The organism is Spirosoma horti (assembly GCF_054776595.1).
This window is the reverse complement of the sequence record NZ_BAAHBQ010000004.1, coordinates 310,963-335,884: the sequence shown is the minus strand read 5'-3', so window position 1 is coordinate 335,884 and position 24,922 is coordinate 310,963. Positions and strand designations below refer to the sequence as shown.

The window sequence follows — 24,922 nt, the reverse complement described above, 5'->3', positions numbered from 1 at the left end:
CGATTTTGGTGTCGGCGGGCGAAACTGAAGCAGGAGAAGAGAGGAGATGTACCAAAAAAGCGGGCCATCCTAAACCAGAATGACCCGACAAAACAAACTATAACTTGCCGAAGCTTAACGAGCTTTGGCGCGTTGATAACAGGGCTTTACTGAAGTGATTTTTTATCGTTAGCGAATGCGCTTTTCGCTTAGTTTATCGCTTTTGCGCAATAGTTCATGTTTTAATGATAGTCACCCTTATATATGATTTGATCATTTTTACTCGTCTAAATTATTAGATATGATAACTAAGCTACTTTTGTAGTATGAATCAACTTTCAAGAATGGTATAAACTTATGTACCTTATTAACTTGACATCTTCCTTTAAATGGGCTGCCTGCCTGTTTTTGGTCGCTGCCTTTAGCGCCTGTAAGGAGGACCCAATGCCTGCGGTGACAACTGCCTCACCCGCCCCGTCTGCTGGCACGCAATACCGACTAAAAAAATCCACTCGTAGTGGTAAAACGAACACCATCACGTATGCCTACGGGTATAATCAATTGGGTCAGTTGACGAATTATAGTATTCGGGTCGGATCTACTGACGATGCTGTCAGCCAAACTACCGTCTTTCAATATGATCTACAAGGACGGGTAACCAGTGCAGAGCGGCTGCCCGCTCCTTCGTTTACAACGGCCCGCCTGACCTATGGGTATGATGACAAAGGCTACCTGTCTCAGATTACCGTAAATGAAGATGTCAATAAAGACGGGCAATTCAAGCTAACGCAAACCATAACGCTGGAGTATGGAACCGATAAGCTACCTATAAAAACCACCGTACTGTCGAGTAATAGAGTAGAAGTCACCCGTTACACCTACGATCATGGCAATGTTATCAAAACGGAACATACGATAAATTCCGTTCCGGCACAGGTGCCAACCGTGCAGTATCGGCACGACGATAAACCTAATCCTACGTTTGGCTTGCTGATCGGGACGCCCAACGCTGAGATGTTCAATAAAAACAATATTATATACGAGGGTAGTGATATGACGTATACCAATGGATTGCTCACACGTATTCATACCAATGTGAAAGAATCCCCTGATGTTCAGTCATATATCAACTACGAATATGAGGCTTATTGATAGCGATGAGGAAGGTGTTCGAATAGAAAAGCTACCTGAACATCCCCACAGCCTGTATGGTAGGCTTATAAAAACAAAAAACGCTTAATTACTGGATGACCAGTTAATTAAGCGTTTTATTGTAGTCCGAGAAGGATTCGAACCTCCACAAACAGAACCAAAATCTGTCGTACTACCCTTATACTATCGGACTGTTTTGTAATTGCGAGTGCAAAGGTAATTAATGGATGAGGTTAAAAACAAATACCAGCGTAAAAAAAACAGCATTTTTACGCTGGTATTTGGCTTCCTGTTGATTATCAGATCACTATTTATTTACTGTATACCCGTGGCCGGGGTAGCCGGACTGATCTTTTTGATCAATCCCTGTAGTACTTTGCCTGGTCCGCACTCATAAAATTCGGTAGCACCGTCGGCCACCATGCGCTCAACAGACTGTGTCCAGCGAACGGGCGAGGTTAATTGCGCAATCAGATTGGCTTTTAGCTGCTGTGGATCGGTCACCGCAATGGCATTTACATTTTGGTAAACGGGGCAGCGGGGGGCGCTGAAAGGCATGTTTTGAACGGCTTCGGCAAATTCAGTTTGTGCAGGCTCCATAAACGGAGAGTGAAAGGCACCACTTACGGCCAGCGGCACTACCCGTTTAGCGCCAGCTGCTTTCAGGCGCTCTTCGGCCAGTTGTATACCCGCCAGGCTTCCCGAAATAACGACCTGACCGGGGCAGTTGTAGTTGGCAGGAACGACAATCTCTTCCGTAATTTCGCCACATACTCGCTCGATGATATCATCAGCAAGCCCAAGCACCGCTGCCATCGTTGATGGGGTGAGGTCACAGGCACGCTGCATGGCCGTTGCGCGAACGGATGCCAGTCTGAGCCCGTCTTCAAACGAAAGAACACCGGCTGCCGTAAGGGCCGAGAGCTCGCCCAGCGAATGACCGGCTACCATCGAAACGTCGAACCGGTCCGGAGCGAACGATTCGGACGTGAGGGCCAGTATTACACCATGCAGAAAAACGGCAGGCTGCGTATAAATCGTTTGTTTCAGGTCTTCGTCAGTGCCATCGAACATAATGCTGGTGAGGCTATAACCTAGTACCTCATTGGCTTGCTCGAATAATAGACGGGCTGCGTCAGACTGTTGATAAAGGTCCTGCCCCATACCCCGAAACTGAGAACCCTGACCTGGAAATACGTATGCTTTCATATAAAGAGATAAATCGGTCGAAGGGTGCAAAATAGATGGATAATTGTGGTTGTTCAAAAAGTAGTCAGCAAGTTCCGTGTTAAGACTCTGATAGTGAGTGTATTATTATTGACTCTCGTCTTATGCCAATAAATCGGGCTGACCCGGCAGGAGTTACCGAATTAAAAACAGGACGAAACGAACAATCGAGTAAAACAGGCTGTTCTTAAATTAGGCTATTTCTGTAATTTATATAGGCTGTAAATAAGTTATAAAATGGTTGATAGTAGCGCTTAATGTTGTTTCCATCGGGTTTGTGCTTTAGCTTTGAAGCGCCGTTTAAACCGGCTTTTTTTCAATCGTTTACACTATAATTTCGTGTCGTTCACCGTATGGCTTGGGTAACACAAACTCTGTCCAGCTCCCTCGGCCGCAAGGTCATAATGTCGCTGACGGGACTGTTTTTAAGTTCCTTTTTAATTGTACATATGGCTGGTAATCTCCAGCTATTCAAGAGTGATGGCGGTAGGGCCTTTAATGAGTATACGTACTTCATGACGCATAATCCGCTCATTATGACCGTATCGTACCTGCTTTACACCTCAATTCTGGTGCACGCCCTGATGGCTTATGTTCTTACTCGCCACAATCAGTCGTCGCGGCCGGTCAAGTACGCGTATAGCAAGCCCGAAGCGAATAGCGACTGGTCTTCGCGCAACATGGGTATTCTGGGTACGGTGCTGCTGCTGTTCATCATCATTCACATGCGTACGTTCTGGTACGAAATGCACTTTGGTTCGGTCCCAATGGCCGAGTACGACGGTAAACAATACAAAGACCTTTACGCAGTTGTGAAGGTGGCCTTTGGCGAGTTATGGTACGTCGTTTTGTATGTTATCTGTATGGTTGCTGTTGGCTATCACCTGGCCCATGGTTTCCAGAGTGGTTTTCAAACGCTCGGTGTCCGGCACAAAAAATATACGCCACTCATTGAGATGTTAGGCAAATACTTCTTTGCGATCATCATTCCGGCGGCCTTTGCAGCCATGCCGATTTACGTGTATTTACAGGTTCACCATATAATTTGAATGATTGATTAATTGAATGATTGAATTGATAAACGGTAAAGTCTACAGGCTAACCTTGATCAATTTAATCACTCAACCATTCAATCATTCGATCATTCAAAATTGACGAATGGAACTGGAATCTAAAATCCCCGCAGGTCCTCTGCCCGAAAAATGGGCACGGCAAAAGTTTTCCCTGAAACTGGTCAATCCAGCCAATAAGCGGAAATATGATATTATCGTTGTCGGCACAGGGCTGGCCGGCGCATCGGCGGCTGCGTCGCTGGCTGAATTAGGCTATAATGTAAAAGCGTTTTGTTTCCAGGATAGTCCCCGCCGGGCGCACTCGATTGCGGCTCAGGGTGGAATCAATGCGGCTAAAAACTACCAGAACGATGGCGACAGCGTGTTCCGGTTATTTTATGATACCATTAAAGGGGGTGACTATCGGGCTCGTGAAGCGAACGTTCACCGGCTGGCTGAAGTCAGCGTCAATATCATTGACCAATGCGTAGCGCAGGGCGTTCCCTTTGCGCGTGAGTACGGCGGCACGCTGGCAAACCGCTCGTTCGGTGGCGCACAGGTATCGCGTACATTCTACGCTCGTGGTCAGACGGGGCAGCAATTGCTGCTGGGAGCCTACTCGGCGTTGAGCCGTCAGGTAGCCAACGGAAAAGTAAAACTGTACCCACGAACTGAGATGCTCGATCTGGTGGTCGAAGATGGGAAAGCACGCGGAATCGTGACCCGGAATCTGATTACGGGTAAAATTGAGTCGCATTCGGCTCATGCCGTGTTGCTCTGTACAGGTGGTTATGGCAACGTGTTCTACCTGTCGACCAATGCGATGGGTAGCAATGTTACAGCCGCCTGGCGTGCCCATAAGAAGGGCGCTTACTTTGCCAATCCCTGTTTCACCCAGATTCACCCCACCTGTATTCCCGTATCGGGCCATTATCAGTCGAAACTGACACTGATGTCGGAGTCGCTGCGGAACGACGGCCGGGTGTGGGCACCAAAATCGAAAGAAGATGCCCGGCGAATTCAGAAAGGCGAGTTGAAACCAACCGATTTGGCTGAAGATGCCCGCGATTACTTCCTGGAGCGCCGTTACCCTGCTTTTGGTAACCTCGTGCCCCGGGACGTAGCTTCTCGGAACGCAAAGAACATGTGCGACGAAGGTCGTGGGGTGAGTAAAACGGGTTTGGCTGTTTATCTGGATTTTGCCGATGCCATCAAGCGCGACGGGCAGAAAACGATCGAAGCCAAATACGGTAACCTCTTCGAGATGTACGAAAAAATCACCGGCGAAAATCCATACGAAACGCCGATGATGATTTACCCTGCTGTTCACTACACGATGGGTGGTTTATGGGTAGATTACAACCTGATGACGACCATTCCTGGTTTGTATGCCCTTGGCGAAGCGAACTTCTCTGATCACGGCGCGAACCGGCTGGGTGCTTCGGCGCTCATGCAGGGGCTAGCCGATGGCTATTTTGTAATTCCGTACACGGTTGGCGATTATCTGGCCACAATTGGACCTGCCGACAAAATACCGGTTGATGCCCCGGTGTTCAAAGAAGCTGAAAAGAAAATTCACGACCAGGTCAACCAGTTACTATCCATCAAAGGCGAACGGCCTGTCGATGACCTGCATAAGGAACTGGGCCACATCATGTGGGAATACTGCGGTATGGCTCGGAACGAAGAAGGACTAAAAATCGCTAAACAAAAGATTCAGGCGCTGAAAAAAGAATTCTGGACGAACGTGAAAGTGTTGGGCGACTCGGAAGAGATGAACCAGGCGCTGGAACAGGCAGGACGCGTCGCTGATTTTATCGAGCTTGGCGAACTGATGGTCGACGACGCGCTGAACCGCAACGAATCCTGTGGTGGCCACTTCCGGGAAGAGTTCCAAACGCCCGATGGGGAAGCCCTGCGCGACGATGCCAATTACGCCTACGTGGCGGCCTGGGAGTATCAGGGTGAAGGACAGCCCGAACTACTCAACAAGGAGATTCTTGAGTTTGAGAACGTGAAACTGACACAGCGGAGTTATAAATAACAGTTCGTGGTTTGTTGTGTGCGGGTAGAGTTGCTAACAGCAAGAACCACACACGACAAACCACCAACCACGAACTATCATGAAGATTAACCTAAAAGTCTGGAGACAGAAAAATAGTAATACAGCTGGTAAATTAGTAGAATACCACCTGGACCAAGTATCGGAAGATATGTCGTTCCTGGAAATGTTCGACGTACTAAATGACTCGCTGACTCGCAAAGGTGAAGATCCCGTAACCTTCGACCACGACTGCCGTGAGGGTATATGCGGCATGTGTTCCATGTATATCAACGGTCGTGCACACGGGCCACAAACGGGCGCGACTACTTGCCAATTGCACATGCGGTCGTTCAACGATGGCGACACCATTGTAGTTGAACCCTGGCGGGCACGCGCCTTCCCAGTCGTTAAAGACTTGATGGTCGACCGGTCGGCTTTTGACCGGATTATTCAGTCGGGGGGCTATGTCTCCGTAAATACCGGCTCGGCACCAGACGCAAACGAGATTCTCGTTCCGCGTACCATTGCTGATGAGGCTATGGATGCAGCCGCCTGTATTGGCTGTGGTGCTTGTGTCGCTGCCTGCAAAAATGCGTCGGCTATGCTTTTTGTTTCGGCAAAAGTATCGCAACTGGCCATCTTGCCGCAGGGACATTCGGAGCACAAAGAACGGGCAGAACGCATGGTCGCTCAAATGGATGCCGAAGGTTTTGGTGCCTGTTCGTTTACGGGTGCTTGCTCGGTTGAGTGCCCTAAATCAATTTCGCTTGATCATATTGCCCGCCTGAATCGCGAGTATCTGGGAGCAAAATTATCGTCGGAAAACGTACAGGGATAGATAAAAAAGAAAGATTAATGATAAGAAAGTCTGGTCTTCGTGAGGAGGCCGGACTTTTATTTTTTGACGTACTTATTGGATTCCTGTAGGATCGCATACCGATTAATGGGAAATGCCATTTAGCTTTGCCCCCTTATTTATGAATTATGGCAGGTGGGCTTTTTAATCGCAGGGATATCCTTGCTTACTTTATTGTTGCCGCGATTGGGGCTACCGTACAACTTGTCGCAGGAAGTTTGTTTCAGGAGTGGTTTCAACTGAGTTACCAACAGGCCTTGCTGGCAGGCTATGTAATTGCGTTCGTTGCAGGCTTTTTCCTGACAAAACTCTTTGCGTTCAACGCGAAAAATTCGGCTAAAACACAGCGGGAAGCGATCAAATTTACACTTGTGTCAATTATTTCCTGCCTAATAACCGTGTATGGCGCTTCGATTCTTTACGACTTCTCTGTTAAAGAGTTTCAGATTGCTACCCTTATTATTCCGTTTTCTGTAAAAGTGGTAAATCTGAATAAACTTATAGCGCACACAACGGGCATGGGATTGAGTTTCATCAGCAACTATGTGTTACACAAATCATTTACGTTTCGTAACACAGGCTTTTATGAACGGCTGAAAAAGTTGCTGAATTTGTGAAGCTATTGCTGTCACATAGCCATCAACAAATAATCTGGTGAGTTCTGGAAAACGGCCCTATTCTCTGTAGTCAGCCCTATTTTTACTGACCAGAACCATAGAAACGAAAAATGGGTGTTTCCTGAGTCTGTGTGAAAACAGTCATGGAAGCACCCATTTCGATTAAAAATAAAATTAAACCGTTGCTCCTTCTTTCAGGCGTTCGGCGTTTTCGGCAATACGGAGTTGTTCGATGAATTCACCAATGCCGCCATCCATTACGGCAGGTAGGTTATAAACCGTCAGGCCAATGCGGTGGTCGGTAACCCGGCTCTGTGGGTAATTATAGGTTCTGATTTTATCAGACCGATCGCCACTGCCCACCATCGTTTTACGCTGGGACGCAATGGCGTCGTTATGTTTTTGCAACTCGATCTCGTAAAGCCTCGACCGAAGTACCGTAAGGGCTTTATCGAAGTTCTTCAACTGTGAGCGTTCGTCCTGACATTGCACGACTAAACCTGTAGGAATGTGCGTGAGCCGTACGGCCGAATAGGTGGTGTTTACCGACTGGCCACCCGCTCCCGACGAACAGAATGTATCTTTACGGATATCGTTCATGTTGATCTCAACGTCAACTTCTTCGGCTTCAGGCAGTACCGCTACGCTGGCTGCTGAGGTATGGATCCGGCCCTGTGTTTCGGTTGCCGGTACTCGTTGCACCCGGTGAACTCCTGATTCGAATTTGAGTTTGCCGTACACGTCTTCACCTTCGATCTCGGTAACTATTTCCTTATAACCGCCGGAGGTTCCTTCCGTGAAGTCGACAAGCGACATTTTCCACCCCATTTTTTCGCAGAAACGCTGGTACATCCGGAAGATATCACCCGCAAAAATAGCGGCTTCGTCGCCACCGGTACCTCCGCGGATTTCGAGAATAACGTTTTTGCTGTCGTTGGGATCTTTCGGCATCAACATCTCTTTGAGCGTTTCTTCCTGAGCTTCCCGGCGCGGCAGTAGTTCATCCAGCTCACCTTTGGCCATTTCCCGAAAATCTTCATCTTTTTCGGTAGCGATAACTTTCCTGGCGTTTTCAATTTCTTCAAGCAGTTGCTGATACGCTTGATACTGCACAACGATTTTTTCTAAATCTTTGTATTCTTTACTCAACTTCATAAATCGCTTCTGGTCCGAAACGGCTTCGGGCTGCACAATTTGTTGAGCTACTTCGTTGAAGCGTTCACGAATGGCTTCTAACTGATCAAGCATAAGTTTATACTTTTTTTGCCGCCTTTCTGGCGTAGCAAGAGAGATGACTGATATAAAAGGCAAATTTACGAAAATCCCGTGGTCCGGCAGCCCGGCAGGTAGACTTTGTCTTTGCTATTTGCAACCAAGCGGCTAATGGAATCGTTTTTCAGATAAATTACGAAACCCAACTTCATAAAGTTCCTGTTTATGATACGCTTCCTGCTACTTTGTGGTCTATTAATCAGCTTTCTAACGGCTTGTAATCCGGAGCGGGTACGTTATACGAACGAGTTAAAGCAGGAAATGGCCGACTCGAAGCTCAAGCGGATCACCAACGCCGATTTGATTGAAACGGTGGACAACCTGGGTGGGAAAATTAGCGCTGCCCTCGAAAAAGAACTGACTACCCAGCTTCAAAAAACGACAAATCCTGCTGAGCGGGCTAAACTTTGTCAGGTCAAAAACCTGCCCAGAGCCAAGGCTATTGCCGAGCGTTATGCCCTGGACATCCGTTTGCTGGGTGAGGTAGATATTCAGAATCAGGCCTTGAATGCCAAGGAAAGAGAAATTCTGGACGCGTATCTCTACAGCGCTAAACAGAAGGTATCGGCCATTTCCAATATTCAGAAAATCAACGATACCCTTTTCGTGTATAATTCACCTGTTCCATCTAAAAGCCTGATTTGCGAAGCCTGTTTTGGAAAACAGGAAACACGGTTCGCGGTCTGGCATTTAGGCTTTAGCAAGCGGGAAGTCATTCGCCGAATGAGCGACACTAAGAAAAAAAAGCGATAGTTAACCCTGTAGGACATTCGCCCACTCGATCAGCCGATTTGCCGTTTGCGTAGGGTTATCCTCCTGCGTATCGACAGGATAAAGGGTGGTTGGATTTCGTTGCGAAAGGCCGTGCAGGTACGCTTTATCGTAGTAGTCCAGCGTTAAGTCGGCCACGGTTGCGTAATCGTGCCGAGTCAGCGCATCAAGCGCATCTTTGGTCACTTTCCCGCCAAGTCGTTTGCGGATCCGTTCGGTGGCTTCGATCAGTAAACCGTGGTCAATATTGGCGTATTCGGCAACCAGACGATGCACACGCTTGTCTTTAGGCATGTCGATGAAGGCTACGGGTGCCATTCTCATCTGTTGCCACAAGGCCATCGGAATGAAACACGAACCAATGTTCCGGCTCTCATCTTCAATCCAGATCCGACGATTGGCGTCCAGCGTCAGTAAGGTATGAAACAGCTTATTCTCGAACTGTTCTGTGGCGGGTTGAGTCTGTTGGCCAATGGCCCCATAAGACGACCCTTTGTGATTCGCCAGTCCTTCCAGATCAATAATCTGTTCGCCTTGTCGGACTAATTCCTTCAGAATGTCGGTTTTGCCGCTGCCTGTTTTACCACCAATAATGATCAGGTTGAGCGGTCTGGCGAAGCTGGCCAGCACTTCATTCCGGTACGCTTTATAGCCGCCAATCAGCGTAGATGCCGTAAGGCCGGCGGTGTCCAGTAACCAGGCAAAGGAGCCGCTACGCATGCCGCCCCGCCAGCAATGAACCAGCACTTCCTTATCTTGAGGATTCAGCTTTTTCGATTGCTTGACAAAGCCCGCCAGTTTAGGCCCTACAAGGTTTAGTCCAAGCAGAACGGCCGCATCTTTACCTGCGTTTTTATATTTGGTGCCCACCTGTGCCCGTTCATCATTGTCGAAAAGTGGAATACTCACCGCCCCTGGAATGTGGGCATGGTCGTACTCGCCCGGTGACCGAACATCAATGATAGGTAGCGTATGCGCTTTCGTTAAAAACTCTTCAACGGATAATTGATGAACCATGGCTAAACCGGGATTTATCTGATTCTTCTGATAGACTATGATTTCGCTTTCGCAGAAAGTGGTCTGGTAAACTCATAGTCTATCAGAAGAATCAGATAAATCCCGATTTAGACAGCGCAGGTACATTTGAATTGTATTCTCCAATCCATAATAAAGGGCATCACTTATGAGCGCATGGCCAATAGAAACCTCTTCTAAGCCCGGCACTTGCTCATCGAAAAAGCGCAGGTTTTCCAGGCTTAAATCGTGCCCTGCGTTTAAGCCAAGACCCAAATCAAGGGCGCGTTTGGCAGCCCTGACGAAAGGAGCAACGGCGGCCTCACGGTTTTCAGCATAATGAGCCGCATATGGTTCGGTGTACAATTCGATCCGGTCGGTACCAACGGCTTTAGCCCCTTCAACCATGCGTTCGTCGGCATCCACAAAAATGGACACGCGGATGCCGTCTGCCTGAAATGTCTCGACCAACTGTCGAAGGTGGCCGGCATGGCGAATTGTATCCCAACCTGCATTGGAGGTAATGGCGTCGACAGCATCCGGAACGAGGGTGACCTGGGCTGGCTTTACCCGTTTTACCAAGTCGATAAATCGTTCATCCGGGTTGCCTTCAATGTTGAATTCCGTCGTTACTACTTCGTGTAAATCCAGCACATCCTGATACCGGATGTGCCGTTCGTCGGGGCGCGGATGAACCGTGATTCCCTGGGCACCGAAGCGTTCGCAGTCGAGAGCGACGTTGACAAGATTAGGGTTATTGCCGCCCCGCGCATTGCGGATGGTGGCAATTTTATTGATGTTAACGCTTAGCCGAGTCACAGGAAGGAATGATGAATTAGAAATGATGAATGATAACGGTATATGGTTTTGTTAACTTTGCCGAAAGGTAGTTGGTTCGTTCTGCCAGTGGTCATCATTCATCATTTCTAATTCATCATTGAACCGATGTCGTTAAAACAACAAATAGACGCCGATATTAAGCAAGCCATGCTGGCAAAAAATCAGGATAAGCTACGGGCCCTCCGGGCCGTTAAGTCCATGATTCTGCTTGAAGAAACTAAAGAAGGCCAGTCCGGCGATCTGAAACCCGAGGACGAAACCAAAATTCTGACCAAAGCGGTGAAGCAGCGGAAAGACTCGGCCGATATTTATCGTCAACAAAACCGGGCTGATCTGTTGGCCGTCGAAGAGGCCGAGATCGCGGTTATCGAACAATATTTGCCCAAGCAATTGTCGGAAGATGAACTGAAAGCAAAACTACAGGCGATCATGACCCGGCTTGGTGCATCGGTTCCTTCTGATCTAGGAAAAGTAATGGGCGTAGCTTCCAAAGAGCTAGCTGGCCAGGCCGACGGCAAGGCAATTTCGGCTCTGGTAAAGCAACTGTTACAACGATAGAATTTTGAATGATTGAGTGATTGAACTAGGGCATATGCCCTAATTCAATCACTCAATCATTCTGTCAATCAATATTTTATTGAATACGCTCGATTTACTAATGCTCGTTCCCCTCGCCTGGGGGGCTTTTAACGGATACCGAAAAGGTCTTCTGGTGGAGATCGTTGCGGTCATTGCGTTTGTGGTAGCAATGATTGTCGGGTTCAAATTTCTGGCGTTCGGTATCGAGTTGCTTAGTCCCTACATCAGCCGGGAACTGGCGCGTAAAATTTTGCCCTGGCTAGGCTTCTCCATTATATTTTTTCCGACGGTGGTGATGATCAACCAGATGGGTTTTGCCATCCGGCGATCGCTTAAGTACTCAGTATTAGGTACATTCGATAGCGTGGCGGGCGCAACGGTAGGCGTTTTTACGTGGGTATTTGGAATTAGTGTCATCCTTTGGTTGTTCAGCTATATGGGCATCAAAATGCCCGCCCGCCAAACGGAAACCGCTCTTATCTATCCGTATATCAGGCCAATAGCGCCGAAAGTAATGGACAAGGCCGCTGTTTGGGTGCCTAAAGGATTAGACGCCGGGAAGAAGTGGCGAACTGAAATTGTAAAGAGCGAAACCATGAATGAGTGAAAGAGCGCCAGTAAATGCGCCAATAGCCATTTTGCTCCTTCACTCCTTTACGATTCCGCTCTTAAAAGCTATGAAACAAGATATTCGCAAACTGACGGCTGTTCAGTTAAAAGACTGGTTTACAAAGAATAATCAACAGGGATTTCGAGCCAAACAGGTGCACGAATGGCTCTGGAAAAAGTCTGCGCTTTCGTTCGAGCAGATGACCAACCTGTCGCTGCCGACGCGGGAACTGCTGAACGAGCATTTCGAAATTCGGCCCCTGACCGTCGATCAACAGCAAAAAAGTAATGACGGGACCATTAAGTCGTCCTTTCGGCTATTTGATGGGAATCTGGTTGAAGGCGTTTTGATACCGGCCCTGCGTACTGACGACATAGATCGGATGACTGCCTGCGTATCGAGTCAGGTTGGGTGCTCGCTCACGTGTAAGTTCTGCGCAACGGGTTATATGGATCGGAAGCGCAACCTTGATGCGGCCGAAATTTACGATCAGGTGGTAGCCATTGACCGGCAGGCTAAAGACAACTACGACGCGCCCCTCACAAACATCGTGTACATGGGCATGGGCGAACCCTTGCTCAACTACAAAAACGTGCTGGAATCGGTCGATCGGATCACCTCGCCCGATGGGTTAGGCATGTCGCCCAAGCGAATCACTGTATCGACGGCTGGTATCGCCAAGATGATCCGGCAACTGGGCGACGATGAGGTGAAGTTCAACCTGGCGCTGTCGCTCCATGCGGCAAATGACCTGAAGCGCGACCAGATTATGCCCATCAACGAAAGCAACACGCTGGAAGTTTTAGGGGATGCACTTACCTACTTTTACAAAAAAACGGGTACACGCATCACGTTTGAGTATATTCTCTTTTATAATTTCAATGATACGCTGCAGGACGCGCAGGAGCTGTGGAAGTTCACAAAGCGGGTACCGGCTAAGATAAATATCATTGAATACAACCCTATTGCGGAGGCTAATTTTAAAAATACCGATCCCCAAACGCTGGATAAATTCGCTGGTTTTCTGGAGAACAAAGGCGTAACGGTGAATGTCCGTCGGAGTCGTGGCAAAGACATCGATGCTGCCTGTGGGCAACTGGCCGGTAAAAAGTAGCAAGAGGGGCGCCGATGATCAAATTGCCTATTTTGAGTACGAGAAGCTTTACTACTTTCCAGTTGTGCTACGTTGCTTAACAATTTGGTAATACGGCTGTGCCCAGTTTCACGTACTTTTGTGGCAATCATTAGCTTACGGACCCACCGTTCGCTTCATTACTGAAGATACTCCGCTTATGTTTGGATTAGAAACGGATGTTTTTATCCTCCTATTTATCAGCCTCTTCGCTGCCTGCGCTTTTGAGTTTGTCAATGGTTTTCATGATACGGCCAATGCCGTTGCCACGGTTATTTATACCAATTCGCTGAAGCCGACGTACGCCGTTGTGTGGTCAGGAATTTGCAATTTTACCGGTGTTCTGCTAGGCGGAATCGGGGTCGCTATGGGGATTGTCAATCTGCTCCCCGTCGAACTGCTGGTCGATCAGAATGTGTATCATAGCGTGGCTATGGTGCTGGCCCTGTTACTAAGTGCCATCATCTGGAACCTCGGCACGTGGTATTTTGGCTTGCCCAGCTCAAGCTCACACACCCTGATTGGGTCTATTCTGGGTGTCGGACTAGCGTTTGCTACCATGCCCGAAAATAAGACCGGGGCTGCTGTCAACTGGGAGAAGGCCATCGAAACGGGCTATGCCCTGCTACTGTCGCCCTTACTCGGTTTTAGTCTGGCCATCGTGCTGATGTTCATTCTACGCCGATCTGTACCTGAAGAAGCTAAAGACCAGTTGTTCAAAGAGCCCAAGAAAAATACAGAGCCGCCTACCTGGATTCGGTCTATACTGATTGCAACCTGCTCACTGGTGAGTTTCTTTCATGGCAGCAACGATGGGCAAAAAGGGGTCGGTCTGATTATGCTGATTCTGATTGGTATTGTGCCGTATCATTTTGCGGTTAAAGCCGACCTTGATCCGCGCCTGATGAAGACAAACATCACGACGATTCAACAAACGATGGGATCGCTTGACTCAACCCATTTGTCGTCGGCGAATCGTGCCCGTCTGGTGCGGACGAATGCAGAGCTTGCTGAGTTAAGCGGCTTAGTGAACGGCCCACTCGTTGACAACCGGATTCCAAATGAGAAACGGCTTGAAGTCCGCAGTGATTTGTTGCTGATCAATAGCAACGTAAAAAAGATTGTTGAAGACGAAGGGTCGAATTTAAGCGCCAGTCAGGTAGCCCAGTTGAACAAGAATCTAGGTGAAGAAGGTGGCTTGCGCCGTTTTACCGATTATGCACCTCTTTGGGTAATTCTGATGATCGCCCTATCGCTGGGGCTTGGTACCATGATCGGCTGGCGTCGGATCGTGGTAACGGTAGGGGAGAAGATCGGCAAACAACATCTGACCTACGCACAGGGAGCCTCGGCTGAACTGGTCGCTGCGCTGATGATCGGACTGGCGTCCGGCCTGAAATTGCCCGTTAGTACAACGCACGTGCTATCGTCCGGTATTGCAGGTAGCATGGTGGCTAACAAAGGGGTTAAAAATCTACAGGCAGGAACGATTAGAAATATTGCATTAGCCTGGGTACTGACCCTGCCCGTGTCGGTACTGCTGTCCTTCACCCTCTATATTTTCTTCCGCTGGCTTTTGTAATTAGTTTACAGTTTGAGGTTTACGGTTTGTGGTTGGCTGACGCGAAAGCAACAATTGTGCGTTAGCCAACCACAAACCGTAAACCATCCTACTCAACCCACTCCGGCGCATCCTGCTCGATGGCATGGCGAACTTTGGCCACGATGTCGTCAACCGTATCATCGGGTCCAAATTGAAGAGGTGCCTTAAACTGAACCGTAAGAAGCGTGTTCCGCTTTTTAAACCGCAATCCTTTCTTATCGAAGGCTCGTCGAAACCCATTAATGACAACAGGCACCACAATGGGTTCGTTGTTCTTGATTAGATGGCCGGTCCCTTTCCGAACGGGCGCATAGGGTGTTGTTGTGCCCTGCGGGAAACTAACGACCCAGCCATGGGCCAGGGCTTTCGCAATTTTTTCATTTGCCGTATTATCAACGGCCCGCTGCACTTCACGCCCTTCCGCGCGCCAGGAGCGTTCGATAGTGAGCGCCCCACCCGCAGCAAAAACGCGCGGGACAATTCCTTTCTTCATCGTTTCCGAAGCCGCCACATAATACTGCCGCGCTCTGGGGCCGAGTAAATACACGGGCGGCAGTAACGTGTTCTGAAATCCCCACTTAACTGCGCAAAAGATGTGGAAGAAGGCAATGACATCGGCAAAATAGGTCTGGTGATTCGACAGAAACAAGACGTTGTTTATGGGCAGATTCTCCAGGTTTTCAGTGCCCTGTATTTGAATTCGGTTCACCACCGTGTATCGGGCGTAGGTCAGCCAACCCACCAGTCCAATAATCATTCGCCTGACAACCAGTGAATTGCCAAAGGGGTCACACTCGAATAGACCGAGGATGTCCAATGGCATCAAAAAATTTGGCAGATAGCTAAATTTAGTAGGCTTTATATACTTCATTGGTAGGTTAGGGGTCGCACGTAACTGGTAAAGTTACGAGGCTACTAGAATGTTTTCAATAAAAAGTGCAACTGGCTCATTCACAAAGGAAAACACTTAACAGAGTTACCCGCGCTAATCGCCCTCAAAAAAAGATTCAAAAAATTTATGACTTACATTAATCCTTTACCCAACCAGGCTCTCTAACCGTCAAATTCGCCACTAAAACAGAAAGCTTATAGCCGACAGTGTACACAATCAAGTTCAGGTTTACCTTTTTCTCATCAGTTTTTCTATACAGCCATGAAACGAATTGTGCTTGCCGGTATCATCGCCCTGTTTGGCGTATTTGCTACTCAAACGTCTTTTGCTCAGGTCCAGATCGGTATCCGGGGCGGGGCCAACTGGGGTTTTGCTTCCAAACCAGATTACCTGGGTAGCCTGACTCCCAACTTTCACTCATCCGTAGGACCGACCGGTGCTTTGTTCCTGGATATTCCCCTGAGCGAGCGCGTATCGTTCCGTCCCGAAGTGGCGTATGTTCAAAAAGGCGTAGCGATAAAACAGGGCTTTGACCTTAATGTGGGCGGTTTTACCCTTCCGCTTGGCGCAACGATTGCTTACCAGTCACAACACATCGAAATACCGCTATTGTTTAAAGTCAATTTGACCGATGGCGCAGTGCAACCTTACTTAATTGCTGGTCCTGCCGTAAGCTATGCCTTCGATGGCCGCATCCGTACCCGGGCATCGGCGCTGGTTACGACCCGTCCGTTTGATGTAGACGTTAACTATGGCGGTATGATGAGTCGTTGGGATGTGGGTGCCGTTGGGGGACTGGGTCTGTCGATGGATGCTGGCACGGGCAAGTTCTTCATTGAAGGCCGCTATACCCAGGGCTTTACCCGGCAGGTGCAGGTGCCCGTTGTCAACGTCAATGTTCGGAATCGGGGCGTGGCTCTATCGCTGGGCTACTCGTTTCCAATAGGTTATTAAAAACTAATTCTACCATTCCTACATAATTTCCATTGAATCAACCTGAATCAGTAAAGGCGGAGTCTGTTGACTTCGCCTTTCTTGTTTGGTATGAGAATACCGTTAAAATAAGGGAATTTTGGTTGCATAAGTAGGGATTCAATCTGGAATTGTGTTAATTTTACTTCTCGTTATTTACCGAATCTGTATTGGCGACACCCAATTTATGACAATGCAAACTGATTTTGTTCGTTCGACCGCTTCCGAGCCTCATCGCATTCGTACCCGACAAATCCTAAAATCGCATCCTGAAATCAAAAAACTGATTGGGCAAAAGAACCCAACCACGTTTTGGGTTACCCTAGGCTGTGTTGTTCTGATGACTGGTCTGGCTTATCTAGTACGGGATCAATCGTGGTGGATCGTTGTGGCAACGGCTTGGTTTATTGGTGCCTTTCCGGCTCATACCCTGTTTGTCTGCATTCACGAAGCGGCCCACAACCTGATCTTCCGGAAGCCGGAAGCTAACATGTTGACGGGTATTCTGGCCAATCTGCCAACCGTATTTCCTACGGCCCTAACGTTCAAAAGCTTCCATATTAAACACCATGCCTTTCAGGGCGTTCATGAACTGGATGCCGATTTGCCCGACTGGTATGAGGCTAAATTGATCAAGAACTACGCTATCGGCAAGGCCATCTGGTTGTTGCTGTTCCCACTTTTTCAGGGTGTTCGCACACTCCGGATGAAAGAATTAGCCGTTTTTGACAAATGGGTAATGTTGAATTTTGCGGTTCAGCTAACCTTCGACGTATTAATCGTCGTATTTTTCGGCTGGAAGGCATTGGCTTTTATGGGCCTTTGTTTGTTCTTCTCCGTCGGTTTTCACCCACTGGGCGCCCGCTGGATTCAGGAGCATTTTCTAACCCTCGATCCTGAACAGGAAACCTATAGCTATTACGGTCCGCTTAACGGTCCTAATCTGAATGTAGGTTTTCATAATGAGCACCACGATTTCCCGTCTATTCCCTGGAATAAATTGCCCGAGATCAAGAAAAGCGCTCCGGAATATTATGACACGTTGAAATACCATACATCGTTTGTGAAGCTATTCTTCCGCTTCCTGTTCGATCAGGAGATTTCGCTTTTCTCGCGCATCGTTCGCAAAGAGCGCGGCCGTGTAAGCGTAACCGATCAATCGAAACCAGACATGGAATTGGTACAGGCTCAGGCAGTACATGTTGAGACGACTGTTTAGGCCGTTTTATCGTATTAATCAACAAAAATACCCGCCAGCGTCTGGCGGGTATTTTTGTTGATTAGGCCACGTTTTAGAATCGACTAGCCAAACCAATAACTAGAATGTGATTTGTTTCGTATCCGTGATCCGTAAGGACAAGGACTACAGATATAGCTTCAATCTATTCTGTTTGCCTTAACCTGACGGCTGTAGCGTTCACGTGACCACGGAAAAGCTTTAACTAATACGGGCTTTTCTAAAATTTCGCCTTGCCAGAGTCCAGAAACGCGACGAAATGCGCAACGTCCCGGTCGTAATTTTTGGGTGGTACAAGCAGTTTACCGTCAGTGTTAACCAGGCAGTAGTGCGGCTGAGCGTTGTTATTGAATTTGGTGATCTGCAAGTCGGCGTTTTGAGCGCCAATACTCTTCTTAACTTTCTGATCGTATGTGGACGTGTACCATTCTGCTTCGGGCAATTCGGTCTTGTCGTCAACATAGAGGGCTAAAATGACAAAGTCGTTCTGCAAGCGTGACATTACCGCCGGATCGGACCAGACACGGGCCTCCATTTCGCGGCAGTTTACGCAACCATGTCCCGTGAAATCAATAAAAACAGGCTTATTCACTTTTTTTGCGTAGGCCAACGCTTGTTTATAGTCGAAAAAGCCTTGTAAGCCACGGGGCAGGCGAAATAGATCGCCATATTTTGGCGTCTCGGTCAGGCTGTTCGCGGATGGAGCCGCCAATGTCTGATTGTTCAGGTTGAAATCCTGCGATGTTTCGGGAGGCAGGTAGCCAGACAGGGCTTTCAACGGAGCGCCCCAAAGGCCAGGAATCATATAGACCACAAACGACAGGGTAGCGATGGCTAACAGCAGTTTCTGAACACTGATGAATTTGGTTTCGCTATCATGAGGCAACCGAATTTTACCCAGGAAATAAAAGCCGATCAACGCGAAAATAACGATCCAGAGTGACAAAAATACTTCGCGGTCGAGCAGGCCCCAATGGTACACCTGGTCAGCAATACTCAGGAATTTCAGTGCCAGCGCCAGTTCCAGAAAACCCAATACCACTTTTACTGAATTGAGCCATCCACCCGAACGGGGCAAGCTTTTTAGCCATTGTGGAAAAGCCGCAAACAACGTAAACGGGATAGCGAAGGCCGACGAAAAGGCTGCCATGCCTAAAATGGGTTTAATCACTTCGCCCCCGGCTGAGGCAACCAGCAAACTCCCAACAATGGGTCCTGTGCAGGAAAAAGACACGAGCACAAGCGTAAAGGCCATAAAGAAAATCCCGGCAATACCACCCTGTTCCGATTTAGCGTCGGCCTGGTTGATGAGCGAATTGGGCAAAACAATTTCGAAAAGTCCTAAAAAGGAGAGACCAAAAATGAAGAAGATCGCAAAAAACAGGATGTTTGGCAGCCAGTGCGTACTAACGAAATTGGCAAATGCAGGGCCGTTGAACCGCGACACTACCGTGCCAATGAGCACGTAGATACCGATGATAAAAAAGCCATACAGAAGCGCTTTCCATTGGCCGCCCTGCTGGTTTGTAAAGAAGCTAACCGTAGCCGGAATAATCGGAAACACACAGGGCGTGAGCAGCGCAACCAGGCCCGACAGAAAAGCGGCCAGCATGAAGCTCAATAACGACCCGTCGGCTGCTTTGGCCGTTTCATCGACAACAACGTCTGGTTTATTAGCCGTGGCAGTGCTGGTTGCAGTTATTGGTGCAGTTGCTTCGGTAGTGGCTACGGCTGGTTCTGGCGTCGTGCCCGAAACGGCCGTTTCGGATGTTGGCTGCGTAATGGTCGATGTCGCATTTGGGGAAGAGGCTGCAACGGCCGGGGTGGCTGTTGACCCATCTACAAGCAAGCCCGTTATGGCAAAATCGTCATTCCCGGGAATACACTGTCCATCACTATCCGTACAGACTTGATAGTCGATATTTCCCTCAATGACAGGCTTATCCGTTAAGATTTTGATTCGTTGAGAAAACTGGGCAGGACCGTGCATAAGGTACGTATCCCCTTCAAATACCTCCTCGAACTTGGTTTCTACCTTACTGACCGGCTTTATTTTTCCAACCAGTTCATACGTTTTATTCGCCGTAAACTTAATGACCGTTGGCAGAGGACCATCAATTTTTGGATTTACGTCTGAAGAATAAATATGATACCCATTCTTGATGTTGGCGGTAAAACGAACCTCAACAATATCACCGATTTTAGCCGAAGACTTGGTTGATTTGTAGGTCCAGGAGACTGGTTTAATGATTTGAGCAAACGTAGTGAGGGGTAGTAACAGCCACACAACGAGCGTACTAATTGATTTCATACCGCTTTGGGTAAGTGATGGTTTGGTAGGTGAACAGCAATTGAACGAAAATATTTCCATTTCTCAGCTAACTATAAAAGAAAACCCCGGGATTGACCGGGGTTTCTTATTAGATATACGAATGCGGTTTATTAATAGCTGAATAAAATAGGATTCAGTTCATCTTGTGGATGGCTGCCGACCGGAACGTTGTTGAGCCACTTGACGTGGTCAGCCACCTGAAATTTGTTGCGTGGTGGCATAATAACTTGATCCATGTCCATATAAATCATTGTCATCACCTTGCGAGGCTGGTCGGAAACATTGGGGCCTGCCCGGTGGAATGTCCAGCCAGCATGGTAACTCACTTCGCCAAGGTCGAACGGCATATCGTGCATCGGAAAATTCTGCTGCCGTAAGGCGTCGGCAAGAATCTTCTCGCTGGCGTCACTGATCTCCATATTGCGCCCGATTTCAACATGTTGGCTGCCTTCGGCGAAAGCCAGCGGGCCCATTTCCATGGGTGTCGCCTGGAGCGGGATCCAAACCGTAATGGTATTGGGCGATGCCAACGGCCAGTAAAACTGGTCGGCATGCCAGGGCGTGATGCCGCCCGATGGCTCTTTGTATAACGCCTGATCATGGTAAATGCGAACGCCCTTCACACCCATCAGATCGGTGGCGATTTTGGCAAGCCGTTTGGAAAAAACGAACTCCTTCGCTTGGTCGTCTTCACGCCATAAGTTCATAATTTGAAGAAACGCCCGCTCGTAGGTAGTGCGTTCTTCCATCGGCTTGATCAGTGTATTGAGCTTGAAAACCAAATCGGTGATGATGGTGCCATAATAGGTAAGCACGGCCGGACTAAGTACATCTTTCAATTTGATGTAACCTTTCTCACGATAGGAGGCAATTGCTTCATGCCCGACGGTATAAGGGGTATTTAATTCATCAATTACTAATTCCCGATCAAGTGTAGCTTCCATTGAGGAATCGTTTAGACATAATTTATGAAACAAAAGTAAGCCGTAGATGCTGGACCTGTCAATATAGATTTTACAGATTCCTGTTTATTTTTGACCCATATATCATCGTACCTCCACCAAGTGTGTTAAAATAAGACTTCTTATGAAGGCCCTTTTCGAGAAAGTAATGTTCAATGAGCAGAGTTCACTGCTGGTTCGCCGGTTTGAGCTACTCTATTTTGACGCTCCCTGGCATTATCATCCAGAATATGAACTGACGTACATTGTCAAGAGCCATGGCCGACGGTTTGTTGGCGACCATGTAGAACCGTTTCAACAAGGCGATTTAGTGTTGCTTGGCCCTGATCTGCCTCATTTTTGGCGGAATGATGACGAATTTTACCAGCCTGATTCCATGTATCCGGCCGAATCGATTGTAGTGCAGTTTCCGGCTTCATTTACCGAACGGGGACTTGCATCGATACCTGAAGCGGCCATGGTGCGAGAACTACTTGAACGCGCCCGGTATGGACTTCGGTTTAGTCTGGAAATGAGCCAAACAGTTGCTGACAGGATGGCGCAATTGCCACTGCAGACGGGGCTAACGCAACTGCTGAGCTTGCTGGCTATCTTAAATGAGTTGGTGACCGACCAGAATGCCCAATTACTGGCAAGCGACGGATATCAGCTAGCGCCGGGTGTTGCCGAAACCGAGCGGATGAAGCGAGTGCTGGAGTTTGTGTTACGCCATTTTCGGGAAGAAGTCAGGGTCGAGCAGATTGCGTCTATTGCGGGTATGGCCCCGGCCGCTTTTTGTCGATACTTTAAGAATCGTACCCGAAAAACATTTATCGAATACCTCAACGAACTGCGCATTGGGCACGCGCGCAAGCTACTCACCAATGCGGATATGAGTATTGGACAGGTAGGTCTGGAGTGCGGATATAACAATAATTCCCATTTTCACAGGCAATTTAAGTTAAGTACGGGCATAACTCCATTTCAATACCAGGCGTTGGCAAGAGGAAAAGGGTAATGCCTGTAAAATTATAGTGTATAATGTTAGTCTGATCGTATAGGATAGCCTCCAAAATCTTCCAAATCCTACCATTTTCTGCCGTACCTTTGTGGTTTAATGAGTTGGTTGTTTGTCAGTTCGCAAAGGCAGCAGCCAGGAACAAAAATAACCGAATACAAAAACGCTCGTAGCATGACGACCGCCACCACCACCCGCGATACGCAGGTATTTGACCTTATTGCCAAAGAACAGCACCGGCAGGAGTCGGGTATTGAATTAATCGCTTCCGAAAATTTCGTATCACCTGCCGTTATGGAAGCGGCTGGCAGCGTTCTGACCAACAAATATGCCGAAGGGCTTCCCGGCAAACGGTATTATGGCGGTTGCGAAGTGGTTGATCAGGTTGAGCAAATTGCTATTGACCGGGCCAAAGAACTCTTCGGAGCTAGCTGGGTCAACGTGCAGCCGCACTCAGGTGCCAATGCAAATACGGCCGTATTTCTGGCCTGTTTACAGCCTGGCGATACCATTCTGGGCTTCGACCTGTCGCATGGCGGGCACTTGACCCACGGTTCGTCGGTCAATATTTCAGGGAAATATTTCCGTCCCACGTTCTACGGGGTAGAACGGGAAACCGGTGTCATCAACTACGATGTCGTTGAAGAAACCGCTAAACGTGAGCGGCCTAAATTACTTATCTGTGGGGCATCTGCCTACAGCCGTGATTGGAATTATGCCCGTTTACGGGCCATTGCCGACGAAATTGGCGCACTTCTGCTGGCCGACGTATCGCACCCGGCCGGTTTGATTGCCAAAGGTTTATTGAATGATCCACTGGCTCATGCGCACATCGTTACTACAACCACGCACAAAACGCTGCGGGGCACACGAGGAGGCATCATTATGATGCGGAATGATTTCGAAAACCCATTCGGTATTAAAACCGTGAAGGGTGAAACACGAACTATGTCGTCGCTGTTGGATTCGGGCGTATTTCCGGGTACACAGGGTGGCCCACTAGAGCATATTATTGCGGCCAAAGCTGTTGCGTTCGGAGAAGCGCTGAGCGACGATTTTTATGACTATGCGGTGCAGGTAAAAGCCAATGCCCAGGCTATGGCCAATGCCTTCCTGAGCCGGGGGTATGAAATTATTTCGGGGGGTACAGATAATCACCTGATGTTGATTGATCTGCGTTCCAAAGGGCTGACGGGTAAATTAGCCGAAAATACGCTTATTAAAGCGGATATCACGATCAACAAGAACATGGTTCCCTTCGACGATAAATCGCCGATGGTTACTTCGGGCATGCGGGTTGGCACGGCGGCAATGACAACGCGTGGTCTGAAAGAATCGGACATGGAGCAAATCGTCGTATATATCGACAAGGTGCTTATGAATCATGATGACGCGGCCACATTGGCAACCGTTAAAGAAGAAATCAACGAGTGGATGAAAGCATTTCCACTCTATAAAAGTTAACCATTAAAGGCGAAAGGGCGAAAATTGTAAGAGCGAAAGAGTGCCTACAAACTCACGTTACTTAGCTGTTTTCGCTCTTTCACTCTTACAATTTTTCGCTCTTTACATCAATGCCACTAGATCAACTGACTGACGAAGAAATCGAGTCCGAAGGCAAGGAAATGTCCTTTCTGGACCATCTGGAAGAACTCCGCTGGCACATTATCCGGGCCGTGGGGTCTATCTTCCTGTTTGCGATCATTGCCTTTGTTTTCATTGACGATATTTTCAGAGTTGTCATTCTGGGCCCCAAAAACCCCGATTTCTGGACGTATCGAATGATGTGTAAGCTAGCTGACACCACGGGTTACGCTGATTTGTGCGTAAAAAAACTCAATTTCGAATTGCAGTCCCTTGGCGTATCCGATCAGTTCACCATGGCCATGACTTCGTCGGCTATTATTGGTCTGTGCTTTGCCTTTCCGTACACGTTCTGGGAAATATGGCGGTTCATTAAGCCTGGTCTGCGTTCCGTAGAAAAGGAAGCCGCTCGGGGCGCTGTATTTTTTGTTTCCCTTCTCTTTTTGATGGGATTGCTGTTTGGCTACTTTATCGTTTCTCCTTTAGCCATCAACTTTCTGGCAAACTTCCAGATTACGCCTGAAATTAAGAACCAGTTCGACATTACGTCGTACATCGGCATTCTTGTCACACTCTCTCTGGGTTGTGCACTGATTTTCCAGATGCCGATGGTGGCATATGTCTTATCGAAAGTAGGCGTTCTGACACCAAAGTACATGCGCGAATACCGCAAACACGCCTGGATCGTGATTCTCGTTGTAGCGGGTATCATCACGCCATCGCCCGATATTTATAGCCAGGTGCTGGTCGCTTTGCCGCTGACGTTACTCTATGAAGTGAGTATCATCGTGTCGGGGCGCATTGAAAAAGCACGGATAAAAGCCCGGGCCGAACTGGATAAAATATAGTAGTACACCACCTGTTGAAGAGGCCCTTTTTAACCGAAAGGGCCTTTTTCTTTGTGGCTGATACGTGTATCTTTACTAAAAAGCGGATGGCTCGATTGGCGGATCTGCCCGAATAATTAGGTTTAAAAATGACACAGTACGATTTTAAAAAATACCATTACCGCTCTATCAATGCGGCTACCGATGCCGAGCGGGCGGCCATCAATCAGGAATTGAAAGACATGTATGCGTCTTTACCTGACTCGGAAAAAGAAGAATTTAACCGTCAGCTGCAGGCATTTCTGGCGAAAGAGATGGGGCGGCTAAAGTCTAATTATGAGTCAGTCAAAGGCAATCTGGGCGATAATTAG

23 protein-coding genes and 1 tRNA gene are annotated in these 24,922 nt (G+C 48.1%); 16 read left to right on the top strand and 8 right to left on the bottom strand.

The window, feature by feature from the left end; genetic code table 11:
* The first annotated feature begins 336 nt into the window (after positions 1-336).
* Positions 337-1,131, top strand: a complete 795-nt coding sequence (locus ACYVAM_RS12965) for a hypothetical protein (RefSeq protein WP_461067588.1) — start codon at positions 337-339, stop codon at positions 1,129-1,131.
* Between the two features lie 122 nt (positions 1,132-1,253).
* Here ACYVAM_RS12965 and ACYVAM_RS12960 read toward each other — a convergent pair.
* Positions 1,254-1,324: transfer RNA gene (locus tag ACYVAM_RS12960), tRNA-Gln, on the bottom strand.
* Positions 1,325-1,446: 122 nt separating this feature from the next.
* Positions 1,447-2,340 carry an ACP S-malonyltransferase gene (gene fabD / locus ACYVAM_RS12955; RefSeq protein ID WP_461067586.1) on the bottom strand — a complete coding sequence of 298 codons (894 nt, stop codon included), beginning with the start codon at positions 2,338-2,340 and terminating at the stop codon, positions 1,447-1,449.
* A gap of 371 nt (positions 2,341-2,711) precedes the next feature.
* On the opposite strand from fabD, the gene ACYVAM_RS12950 reads away from it, so the two are divergent.
* The 4 genes from ACYVAM_RS12950 (at position 2,712) to ACYVAM_RS12935 (ending at position 6,927) form a co-directional block, all read left to right on the top strand.
* Entirely contained in the window at positions 2,712-3,407 is a 696-nt protein-coding gene (locus tag ACYVAM_RS12950; protein ID WP_082111472.1) for a succinate dehydrogenase cytochrome b subunit, read from the top strand.
* 109 nt (positions 3,408-3,516) lie between these two features.
* Entirely contained in the window at positions 3,517-5,454 is a 1,938-nt protein-coding gene (locus tag ACYVAM_RS12945; protein ID WP_461067584.1) for a fumarate reductase/succinate dehydrogenase flavoprotein subunit, read from the top strand.
* A 79-nt stretch (positions 5,455-5,533) separates the two neighbouring features.
* Complete coding sequence (locus ACYVAM_RS12940; protein WP_461067582.1) at positions 5,534-6,292, top strand: succinate dehydrogenase/fumarate reductase iron-sulfur subunit; 759 nt, start codon at positions 5,534-5,536, stop codon at positions 6,290-6,292.
* A 146-nt stretch (positions 6,293-6,438) separates the two neighbouring features.
* The gene (locus ACYVAM_RS12935; RefSeq protein WP_461067580.1) at positions 6,439-6,927 is read left to right on the top strand and encodes a GtrA family protein; all 489 of its coding nucleotides are present in this window, start codon (positions 6,439-6,441) and stop codon (positions 6,925-6,927) included.
* A 174-nt stretch (positions 6,928-7,101) separates the two neighbouring features.
* Here the strand turns inward: ACYVAM_RS12935 and prfA are convergent, their stop codons facing one another.
* Positions 7,102-8,175: a peptide chain release factor 1 gene (gene prfA / locus ACYVAM_RS12930; protein ID WP_461067578.1), complete on the bottom strand. Its 1,074-nt coding sequence runs from the start codon at positions 8,173-8,175 to the stop codon at positions 7,102-7,104.
* 189 nt (positions 8,176-8,364) lie between these two features.
* Here prfA and ACYVAM_RS12925 point away from each other — a divergent pair, with 189 nt between their 5' ends.
* Entirely contained in the window at positions 8,365-8,952 is a 588-nt protein-coding gene (locus ACYVAM_RS12925) for a hypothetical protein (protein ID WP_461067576.1), read from the top strand.
* Here ACYVAM_RS12925 and mnmH read toward each other — a convergent pair whose 3' ends face one another.
* Both mnmH and ACYVAM_RS12915 read right to left on the bottom strand, forming a co-directional pair.
* Positions 8,953-9,987, bottom strand: a complete 1,035-nt coding sequence (gene mnmH, locus ACYVAM_RS12920; protein WP_461067574.1) for a tRNA 2-selenouridine(34) synthase MnmH — start codon at positions 9,985-9,987, stop codon at positions 8,953-8,955.
* Between the two features lie 72 nt (positions 9,988-10,059).
* Positions 10,060-10,803 (bottom strand): pyridoxine 5'-phosphate synthase, encoded by a 744-nt coding sequence (locus ACYVAM_RS12915; protein WP_461067572.1) that lies wholly within the window; start codon positions 10,801-10,803, stop codon positions 10,060-10,062.
* Positions 10,804-10,929: 126 nt separating this feature from the next.
* Here ACYVAM_RS12915 and ACYVAM_RS12910 point away from each other — a divergent pair, with 126 nt between their 5' ends.
* The 4 genes from ACYVAM_RS12910 (at position 10,930) to ACYVAM_RS12895 (ending at position 14,727) form a co-directional block, all read left to right on the top strand.
* Entirely contained in the window at positions 10,930-11,382 is a 453-nt protein-coding gene (locus ACYVAM_RS12910; RefSeq protein ID WP_461067570.1) for a GatB/YqeY domain-containing protein, read from the top strand.
* A 100-nt stretch (positions 11,383-11,482) separates the two neighbouring features.
* Complete coding sequence (locus ACYVAM_RS12905; RefSeq protein WP_461067568.1) at positions 11,483-12,010, top strand: CvpA family protein; 528 nt, start codon at positions 11,483-11,485, stop codon at positions 12,008-12,010.
* Between the two features lie 70 nt (positions 12,011-12,080).
* On the top strand, positions 12,081-13,127 hold the full coding sequence (gene rlmN, locus ACYVAM_RS12900) for a dual-specificity RNA methyltransferase RlmN (protein WP_461067566.1): 1,047 nt from the start codon (positions 12,081-12,083) through the stop codon (positions 13,125-13,127).
* A 178-nt stretch (positions 13,128-13,305) separates the two neighbouring features.
* Entirely contained in the window at positions 13,306-14,727 is a 1,422-nt protein-coding gene (locus ACYVAM_RS12895; RefSeq protein ID WP_461067564.1) for an inorganic phosphate transporter, read from the top strand.
* A gap of 88 nt (positions 14,728-14,815) precedes the next feature.
* Here ACYVAM_RS12895 and ACYVAM_RS12890 read toward each other — a convergent pair whose 3' ends face one another.
* A complete protein-coding gene (locus ACYVAM_RS12890) occupies positions 14,816-15,619 on the bottom strand; it encodes a lysophospholipid acyltransferase family protein (protein WP_461067562.1) in 804 nt (267 codons plus the stop codon).
* Positions 15,620-15,901: 282 nt separating this feature from the next.
* Here ACYVAM_RS12890 and ACYVAM_RS12885 point away from each other — a divergent pair, with 282 nt between their 5' ends.
* Both ACYVAM_RS12885 and ACYVAM_RS12880 read left to right on the top strand, forming a co-directional pair.
* Positions 15,902-16,594 (top strand): porin family protein, encoded by a 693-nt coding sequence (locus tag ACYVAM_RS12885; RefSeq protein WP_461067560.1) that lies wholly within the window; start codon positions 15,902-15,904, stop codon positions 16,592-16,594.
* A gap of 211 nt (positions 16,595-16,805) precedes the next feature.
* On the top strand, positions 16,806-17,831 hold the full coding sequence (locus tag ACYVAM_RS12880) for a fatty acid desaturase (RefSeq protein ID WP_461067558.1): 1,026 nt from the start codon (positions 16,806-16,808) through the stop codon (positions 17,829-17,831).
* 238 nt (positions 17,832-18,069) lie between these two features.
* Here the strand turns inward: ACYVAM_RS12880 and ACYVAM_RS12875 are convergent, their stop codons facing one another.
* Both ACYVAM_RS12875 and ACYVAM_RS12870 read right to left on the bottom strand, forming a co-directional pair.
* Positions 18,070-20,160 (bottom strand): protein-disulfide reductase DsbD family protein, encoded by a 2,091-nt coding sequence (locus ACYVAM_RS12875; protein WP_461067556.1) that lies wholly within the window; start codon positions 20,158-20,160, stop codon positions 18,070-18,072.
* Positions 20,161-20,291: 131 nt separating this feature from the next.
* On the bottom strand, positions 20,292-21,125 hold the full coding sequence (locus tag ACYVAM_RS12870) for a phytanoyl-CoA dioxygenase family protein (protein ID WP_461067554.1): 834 nt from the start codon (positions 21,123-21,125) through the stop codon (positions 20,292-20,294).
* 142 nt (positions 21,126-21,267) lie between these two features.
* Here ACYVAM_RS12870 and ACYVAM_RS12865 point away from each other — a divergent pair, with 142 nt between their 5' ends.
* From ACYVAM_RS12865 to ACYVAM_RS12850, 4 genes are all read left to right on the top strand, one after another.
* A complete protein-coding gene (locus tag ACYVAM_RS12865) occupies positions 21,268-22,140 on the top strand; it encodes an AraC family transcriptional regulator (protein WP_461067552.1) in 873 nt (290 codons plus the stop codon).
* Between the two features lie 174 nt (positions 22,141-22,314).
* Complete coding sequence (locus ACYVAM_RS12860; RefSeq protein ID WP_461067550.1) at positions 22,315-23,604, top strand: serine hydroxymethyltransferase; 1,290 nt, start codon at positions 22,315-22,317, stop codon at positions 23,602-23,604.
* A 110-nt stretch (positions 23,605-23,714) separates the two neighbouring features.
* Positions 23,715-24,572: a twin-arginine translocase subunit TatC gene (tatC, locus tag ACYVAM_RS12855; RefSeq protein ID WP_461067548.1), complete on the top strand. Its 858-nt coding sequence runs from the start codon at positions 23,715-23,717 to the stop codon at positions 24,570-24,572.
* Positions 24,573-24,700: 128 nt separating this feature from the next.
* Entirely contained in the window at positions 24,701-24,922 is a 222-nt protein-coding gene (locus ACYVAM_RS12850) for a hypothetical protein (RefSeq protein ID WP_461067546.1), read from the top strand.

Bases quoted from the DNA above. Each gene is read 5' to 3' on its own strand.
- ACYVAM_RS12880 (WP_461067558.1), top strand. From the start codon at position 16,806: ATGCAAACTGATTTTGTTCGTTCGACCGCTTCCGAGCCTCATCGCATT.
- ACYVAM_RS12940 (WP_461067582.1), top strand. From the start codon at position 5,534: ATGAAGATTAACCTAAAAGTCTGGAGACAGAAAAATAGTAATACAGCT.
- ACYVAM_RS12865 (WP_461067552.1), top strand. From the start codon at position 21,268: ATGAAGGCCCTTTTCGAGAAAGTAATGTTCAATGAGCAGAGTTCACTG.
- ACYVAM_RS12935 (WP_461067580.1), top strand. From the start codon at position 6,439: ATGGCAGGTGGGCTTTTTAATCGCAGGGATATCCTTGCTTACTTTATT.
- ACYVAM_RS12870 (WP_461067554.1), bottom strand. From the start codon at position 21,125: ATGGAAGCTACACTTGATCGGGAATTAGTAATTGATGAATTAAATACC.
- ACYVAM_RS12890 (WP_461067562.1), bottom strand. From the start codon at position 15,619: ATGAAGTATATAAAGCCTACTAAATTTAGCTATCTGCCAAATTTTTTG.
- ACYVAM_RS12905 (WP_461067568.1), top strand. From the start codon at position 11,483: ATGCTCGTTCCCCTCGCCTGGGGGGCTTTTAACGGATACCGAAAAGGT.
- tatC (WP_461067548.1), top strand. From the start codon at position 23,715: ATGCCACTAGATCAACTGACTGACGAAGAAATCGAGTCCGAAGGCAAG.
- ACYVAM_RS12945 (WP_461067584.1), top strand. From the start codon at position 3,517: ATGGAACTGGAATCTAAAATCCCCGCAGGTCCTCTGCCCGAAAAATGG.
- mnmH (WP_461067574.1), bottom strand. From the start codon at position 9,987: ATGGTTCATCAATTATCCGTTGAAGAGTTTTTAACGAAAGCGCATACG.
- ACYVAM_RS12895 (WP_461067564.1), top strand. From the start codon at position 13,306: ATGTTTGGATTAGAAACGGATGTTTTTATCCTCCTATTTATCAGCCTC.
- ACYVAM_RS12850 (WP_461067546.1), top strand. From the start codon at position 24,701: ATGACACAGTACGATTTTAAAAAATACCATTACCGCTCTATCAATGCG.
- ACYVAM_RS12965 (WP_461067588.1), top strand. From the start codon at position 337: ATGTACCTTATTAACTTGACATCTTCCTTTAAATGGGCTGCCTGCCTG.
- ACYVAM_RS12885 (WP_461067560.1), top strand. From the start codon at position 15,902: ATGAAACGAATTGTGCTTGCCGGTATCATCGCCCTGTTTGGCGTATTT.
- ACYVAM_RS12875 (WP_461067556.1), bottom strand. From the start codon at position 20,160: ATGAAATCAATTAGTACGCTCGTTGTGTGGCTGTTACTACCCCTCACT.
- rlmN (WP_461067566.1), top strand. From the start codon at position 12,081: ATGAAACAAGATATTCGCAAACTGACGGCTGTTCAGTTAAAAGACTGG.
- ACYVAM_RS12925 (WP_461067576.1), top strand. From the start codon at position 8,365: ATGATACGCTTCCTGCTACTTTGTGGTCTATTAATCAGCTTTCTAACG.
- ACYVAM_RS12860 (WP_461067550.1), top strand. From the start codon at position 22,315: ATGACGACCGCCACCACCACCCGCGATACGCAGGTATTTGACCTTATT.
- ACYVAM_RS12910 (WP_461067570.1), top strand. From the start codon at position 10,930: ATGTCGTTAAAACAACAAATAGACGCCGATATTAAGCAAGCCATGCTG.
- ACYVAM_RS12950 (WP_082111472.1), top strand. From the start codon at position 2,712: ATGGCTTGGGTAACACAAACTCTGTCCAGCTCCCTCGGCCGCAAGGTC.
- fabD (WP_461067586.1), bottom strand. From the start codon at position 2,340: ATGAAAGCATACGTATTTCCAGGTCAGGGTTCTCAGTTTCGGGGTATG.
- prfA (WP_461067578.1), bottom strand. From the start codon at position 8,175: ATGCTTGATCAGTTAGAAGCCATTCGTGAACGCTTCAACGAAGTAGCT.